We start from the raw sequence: 5,360 nt of genomic DNA, 5'->3' as shown, positions 1-5,360 counted from the left end.
ACAACAACCCCCCCCCCTCGAGGGCGCCGCGGCCCGGACCCCGCCGCGCCCCCCGCCGGGGGGGGGGGGGGGCGCGGGCGGTGCCCGGATCGTAGGAAATCCTACGCGCGCCGGCTGCGTCGCGTCTACCAACCGGCGGTTGGAAGGGGTCAACTCGGTTAGCTTGCTTTACCCGGCCTACCGCCCCAGCGCTTGTTTCGAAGCCGCCAGAAGTTCTTCCTCGTCCACCACTCCCGCCATGTAATTGGCAATAATTCGGGACGCGAGCGACTCGCGCTGTTGTTCCGATTGGCCGTCAATCTTCAAACGATTGAACACGCGGCCAAGTAGCGCCAGCTCGGACGGGTTGAAAACACCCGAATCCTCTGCTCTTCCACGAAGCGGCATGACAAACCCCCTTCGCCCAGAGATTTTGTTCGTGCAGCACTATTATACACCAAAAAACCGCACCCTGTTGCAGAATCGCAGACGGAGATGCGTCCTCGCGGAAGATCTGCGAGCGGCGAGCACGATCTCACATCAGATCTTCAGCAACCCCATCGAATTTCTTGAGGCCTTCGCTTGGAGGCTTCTGCTTACGAAGTCCCTGTTCGGTTGCAGCCGCCTCGAAAGCGGCGAACGCAGCTTGGTGGCTGCAATGTCCGGCCAGGCATTCCTCGATCATTCGGATTGCTTCAAGTCGGGACGGCTTGTCCATGGATGGCCATGGTTGCTGAAGCGCTTTCGCAGCGTCGGCTATCGACGCGACCACCATCGGCCTGTGATTCAGGTAGATTGTAATCGGGATGAACGCCGTCATTTTGGTCGCTCCACAGGATTAAAGGCGGATAAACGCAAAGATATGGCGGTGGTTGCATGAACGTGCATCATCGTGAATTCAGAGCGCCGTTGCCCGGCGCGATCGAGGCTGAACACGCCTTGCTCCGTGCCAACGCGCAGGGGCTGCACGTCTGACGAGCCTTGATCTTTTCGTTCCATGAATGAAGAAGCCCGCGCCCACGGAGGGGAAGGACGCGGGCTGATCGGAGGGGACAATCCGATCTCGCAGCATTCCTATTTGCACAAGGAAATATTGCTGCAGGAGGCGAACGTCTTGGGCGTGCCAGTGTTGTTCCATATGGAACAAAAGCCGCCGCACCTAAAGCGCAACGGGGCGATCAAGCGGTTACCGAGCGCGGGGTGGGTCGGGTCGGTCGGTCTCAATGTTGACCGGAGGGTGAAACCAAGGCCGTGAGGGAACCTAGAGCAGCTATGGGATTTCGTCGCGACTGGCCTTACCGATCGCCTCAAGCAATGAAGCGAGGGTTGGGCGGCAGTTCTGCTTCGACGTTCAAGCCCAAACAGCTTATTTACGTGATGACGATTGTCTTCGGTACCGATCAACTCCCGAACGGCCTCGGCAAGGGACTTATGCAACGGCCCTGTCACGCTTTGCCATCACGGTCACCTAAAGAGACACTATGGGAGGAACTTAGGGCAGCCGGTGGTTGTCGTCAGCCAACACTTGCTCCCGCCGCTCAAGCTCCTCCTGAAGCTTCACAGCTAATGCGACAAGCCTCGGTGGCAGAGTTTGATCGCCTTCCAGACTTAATCGTTTGCGTAGCTTCCGACGATTGTCGTCCGAACCGATCAACTCTCGAAAGCCACGGTCCCTATCTCGGGTTGCCATAATGGTCCGCCTAGTTTCAGACGCAACTCTTTGGTGGCTAAACGGTTCCATGAGGAGGTCAAAACGTTGCTAGAAACTTCGAGCTACGAAAGAGTGTCACAGCATTATTCGTGGAGGTCGAAGGTTACCGCGTGTCCGTGTGAGGGAGCGGCACATTTCGGGGAAAGATCAACAAGTGATTTCGTGGAATGAGGGGCCACCAACATCTGGTAGAAGGCGAGGATAACTGGCTCGCTCGTCGTTGGATGCTGCCAAATCAGGCGCAGCCTGCCGAATTTGGTTCAATGCCGCTCTGATCGAGACAGTGTCCCCGTGGTACGCCGTGTCAGGACCGCGGTAATCGCCTGATCTACAACTGGATCAGGCACGCGCGAACCCCCCGCGACCCCTTGGGTTCCCGCAGCCCGCCTCGATCCCAATGAGGCCGAAACTGTTACCTATGTCTCCGGGTCGGACATGAAAATACTGGCGATCCCGACAGGATTCGAACCTGTGACCATCGGCTTAGAAGGCCGGTGCTCTATCCAGCTGAGCTACGGGACCGCTGGGCCGACGCCAAGGGCCGGCTGAATTATGCGCTGGGCGCCCGGCATTTGCCGGTCAATGCGTCCAGGGCGTCCTTCGGTCATAGCGGAAATTCTCCGCATAGGAAATCTGGCGGCGCTTGGATTCCTTCGGCTCCTCGACACGGTAGGCCAGCCCCTCTTTCTCCGCATAGGCCACCGCCTCTTCCCTTGTGTCGAAGGTGAGCCTGATCTGGCTCCGCATGTCACCCGATGTGGTGTAGCCCATCAGCGGATCGATTTTCTTGCGCATCTCGGGATCGAATTCCAGCACCCAGTGGCCGGTCTTGGCTTTGCCGGACTGCATCGCGGTTTTGGCTGGGCTGAAAATGCGCGCGGACATGGACACCTCATTACTACGTGCAAGCGGCGGCACCCGCCGCTGTATTCCCGTCATTACTGCGCAATGACGCCTGCGGCAAGGCCCGATGCCTGCCGTACCCCTTCGGCACGGCGGGCCACCGACGATGATCGTGCGAGGTCATGGGTGGGCTCGCGGTCGGCGTCGCTTTCACGTATGCGACGGCAGCCTTGGTGAAGGTCTGAGTGGACAGCAACCTGGGTTCCTGGGGTGGGGCGCTGCCGTTGCGCGGGCTGGCATTTTCCGCTCCGCTCTCGGCCCGGACCTGCCGTTTGTTCCGTTTTCGTCTTTTAAGGGGTTGCACAGCCAAGCACGGAACCCTATACGCCGCCAAGGACTCGGAGTGTAGCGCAGCCTGGTAGCGCATCTGGTTTGGGACCAGAGGGTCGGGAGTTCGAATCTCTCCACTCCGACCATCCATTCAGCGGAAATCATCGCCATGCTGCCGGCGCACCTGCGCCGGACAGCATCTGCGACGAATGAAGCACCCAGGCGATCGACGGGCAGCCCGGATTTCCGAGCGTGCCCGCCTGAGGCTTCGAAGCGTCAGCTTTGGATGAACGCCAGGAGATCCGGATTGATGATCTCCGGGTGGGTGGTGCACATGCCGTGCGGAAGGCCCCTATAGACCTTGAGCGTGCCGTGCCTCACCAGCTTGGCTGCAAGCAGAGCGGAGTCGGCGATCGGCACGATCTGGTCGTCATCGCCGTGCATGATCAGGACAGGCACGTCTAGCTTCTTCAGGTCCTCAGTGAAGTCGGTCTCGGAAAAAGCCTCGATGCAGTCATAGTGGGCCTTGGCCCCGCCCATCATGCCCTGGCGCCACCAATTGTCGACAGCCCCTTGCGAGACCTTGGCGCCCTCGCGATTGAAGCCGTAGAACGGGCCAGCCGGCACATCCCTGTAGAACTGGGCGCGGTTGGCGACCAAAGCGGCACGATAGCCGTCGAAGACCTCGATCGGCAGGCCGCCGGGGTTGCTGTCGGTCTTGAGCATAATCGGCGGCACCGCGCCGATCAGCACCGCCTTGGCGACGCGTCCCTCGCCACCGTAGCGGGCAACGTAACGCGCCACCTCGCCGCCGCCGGTCGAGTGGCCGATATGGACGGCGTTCCTGAGATCAAGGTGAGCGACCAGAGCCGCGACATCGGCGGCATAGGTGTCCATCTCGTTACCGGTCGCCGTCTGTGTCGAGCGACCGTGCCCGCGCCGGTCATGCGCGATCACGCGATAGCCCTTGTCGAGGAAGAACAGCATCTGGTTGTCCCAGTCATCGGCGCTCAGCGGCCAGCCGTGATGGAAAACGATTGGCCGGCCTGTGCCCCAATCCTTATAGAAAATCTCGGTTCCGTCCTTGGTGGTGGTTGTGCTCATAGTCTTACTCCTTGATGCAGGCGAAGGTTCGTTCCTTCTGTGGACAAAGCTATCGCGACGGAGTCATGGTGAGGATTGGCAAAACAGACATTGAACAAGGCAAACTGACAGATGATTGCGGCACGTGATCCGGTCGAAATCGGGCTTGTGGTGTATCCCGGCGTTCAGGAAGCGGCAGTGTTGGGCCTCACCGATCTCTTTCAGTTGGCCAACCGACTGGCTGCCGAACGGTCGCCGGATGCGCTGAGGCTTCGCGTCACCCATTGGCAGTGGCAAGAGGCGAGCCGAACGGTCATCCCCACCTTCGACAGCGAGCCCGGCCCTGGCCATGGACCTGCCATGGTCATCTTGCCTCCGACGCTGGGTGATCCGATTCCGCGCGAGGCGGCCGCGCCCTATGCCGACTGGCTCAGGGCCCGCCATGCGGCGGGCGCGACGCTCGGCTCGGTCTGCGCCGGCGCCTTCGTGCTGGCCGAGACCGGCCTGCTGTCGGGTCGTGCGGCGACCACGCACTGGGCCTATCGCGACGCGCTGGGGATGCGCTTCCCCGATATCGCGCTGGATGCCGACAAGCTCGTCATCGATGATGGCGACATCATCACCGCCGGCGGCTACATGGCCTGGACCGATCTCGGCCTGAAGCTCGTCGACCGGGTGCTCGGGCCGACCGTGATGATAGAGACCGCCCGCTTCATGCTGGTGGACCCGCCGGGGCGCGAGCAACGCTTCTATAGCCCCTTTGCTCCCAGGCTGAGCCATGGCGACGAGGCCATCCTCAAGGTGCAGCACTGGCTCCAGGCGAGAGGCGCGCGCGATGTGACGCTTGCCACCATGGCGGAGCATGCGGCCTTGGAGGAGCGGACTTTTTTGCGCCGCTTTCGCAACGCCACCGGCCTCAAGCCGACCGAATACTGCCAGCACCTGCGCGTCGGTAAGGCGCGTGAGATGCTGGAAGCGACGACCCGATCCATCGACCAGATCGCCTGGGATGTCGGCTATGACGATCCCGGCTCCTTCCGCAAAGTGTTCGCCAGGATAACCGGCCTGGTGCCCGGCGATTACCGCAGGCGCTTCAGGCCATCATCGCCGTAGAGGAAATCCTGGCTTCGCGCGGCAGATGCCCGGCCTTCGCCCTCGCGGCGCCGGATGCGCGCATCGCCGCCAGCAATGCGCGGCGGCTCTTCCTGTCCGGCACTGCCTTGACCGGAACCAGGCGCACGGCCGCATGACCGTGGCGGGTCAAAATGATTTCGTCACCTGCCGCGGCACGACGCACGAATTCGGTCAGTTGTCCCTTGGGCCGTGTGGACAGTTACCGCAACCATAGGACAATAGCCGCGAGAGTGACAACGGCGCGGTAATTGCGGGCGGTTTTCTCGAAGCGGGTTGCGAC

The 5,360-nt window shown here is 61.4% G+C and carries 5 protein-coding genes, 2 tRNA genes and 2 pseudogenes; 2 read left to right on the top strand and 7 right to left on the bottom strand.

Features of this window, described 5'->3' with window-relative positions:
• Positions 1-177 precede the first annotated feature (177 nt).
• From NKH12_RS29830 to NKH12_RS29815, 4 genes are all read right to left on the bottom strand, one after another.
• Entirely contained in the window at positions 178-387 is a 210-nt protein-coding gene (locus NKH12_RS29830; RefSeq protein ID WP_352956388.1) for a hypothetical protein, read from the bottom strand.
• Between the two features lie 127 nt (positions 388-514).
• Positions 515-799 (bottom strand): DUF982 domain-containing protein, encoded by a 285-nt coding sequence (locus NKH12_RS29825; protein ID WP_352956387.1) that lies wholly within the window; start codon positions 797-799, stop codon positions 515-517.
• Positions 800-2,135: 1,336 nt separating this feature from the next.
• A tRNA-Arg gene (locus tag NKH12_RS29820) sits at positions 2,136-2,212 on the bottom strand.
• A gap of 57 nt (positions 2,213-2,269) precedes the next feature.
• A complete protein-coding gene (locus NKH12_RS29815; RefSeq protein WP_027152615.1) occupies positions 2,270-2,575 on the bottom strand; it encodes an ETC complex I subunit in 306 nt (101 codons plus the stop codon).
• A gap of 357 nt (positions 2,576-2,932) precedes the next feature.
• Between NKH12_RS29815 and NKH12_RS29810 the strand changes: the two genes are divergently transcribed.
• Positions 2,933-3,009: transfer RNA gene (locus NKH12_RS29810), tRNA-Pro, on the top strand.
• Positions 3,010-3,139: 130 nt separating this feature from the next.
• On the opposite strand, the gene NKH12_RS29805 is transcribed toward NKH12_RS29810, so the two are convergent.
• A complete protein-coding gene (locus NKH12_RS29805; protein WP_352956386.1) occupies positions 3,140-3,967 on the bottom strand; it encodes an alpha/beta fold hydrolase in 828 nt (275 codons plus the stop codon).
• A 111-nt stretch (positions 3,968-4,078) separates the two neighbouring features.
• Between NKH12_RS29805 and NKH12_RS29800 the strand changes: the two genes are divergently transcribed.
• Entirely contained in the window at positions 4,079-5,059 is a 981-nt protein-coding gene (locus NKH12_RS29800; RefSeq protein ID WP_352956385.1) for a GlxA family transcriptional regulator, read from the top strand.
• Here NKH12_RS29800 and NKH12_RS29795 read toward each other — a convergent pair.
• A pseudogene (locus NKH12_RS29795) lies at positions 5,026-5,279 on the bottom strand (type II toxin-antitoxin system Phd/YefM family antitoxin). The gene NKH12_RS29800 and the pseudogene NKH12_RS29795 sit on opposite strands and share 34 nt — an antisense overlap.
• Positions 5,280-5,360, bottom strand: a pseudogene (locus NKH12_RS29790) (IS5/IS1182 family transposase); the annotation flags it as partial.

Origin of the sequence: Mesorhizobium sp. M1322 (assembly GCF_040318085.1) — a bacterium.
Lineage (GTDB): Bacteria > Pseudomonadota > Alphaproteobacteria > Rhizobiales > Rhizobiaceae > Mesorhizobium.
Note: the sequence above shows the minus strand (reverse complement) of the source record. Positions and strands in the feature narration are given on the sequence as shown.

What these genes read in the sequence shown, in the direction of transcription:
- NKH12_RS29830 (WP_352956388.1), bottom strand. Translation starts at nt 387, where the DNA reads ATGCCGCTTCGTGGAAGAGCAGAGGATTCGGGTGTTTTCAACCCGTCC.
- NKH12_RS29825 (WP_352956387.1), bottom strand. Translation starts at nt 799, where the DNA reads ATGACGGCGTTCATCCCGATTACAATCTACCTGAATCACAGGCCGATG.
- NKH12_RS29815 (WP_027152615.1), bottom strand. Translation starts at nt 2,575, where the DNA reads ATGTCCGCGCGCATTTTCAGCCCAGCCAAAACCGCGATGCAGTCCGGC.
- NKH12_RS29805 (WP_352956386.1), bottom strand. Translation starts at nt 3,967, where the DNA reads ATGAGCACAACCACCACCAAGGACGGAACCGAGATTTTCTATAAGGAT.
- NKH12_RS29800 (WP_352956385.1), top strand. Translation starts at nt 4,079, where the DNA reads ATGATTGCGGCACGTGATCCGGTCGAAATCGGGCTTGTGGTGTATCCC.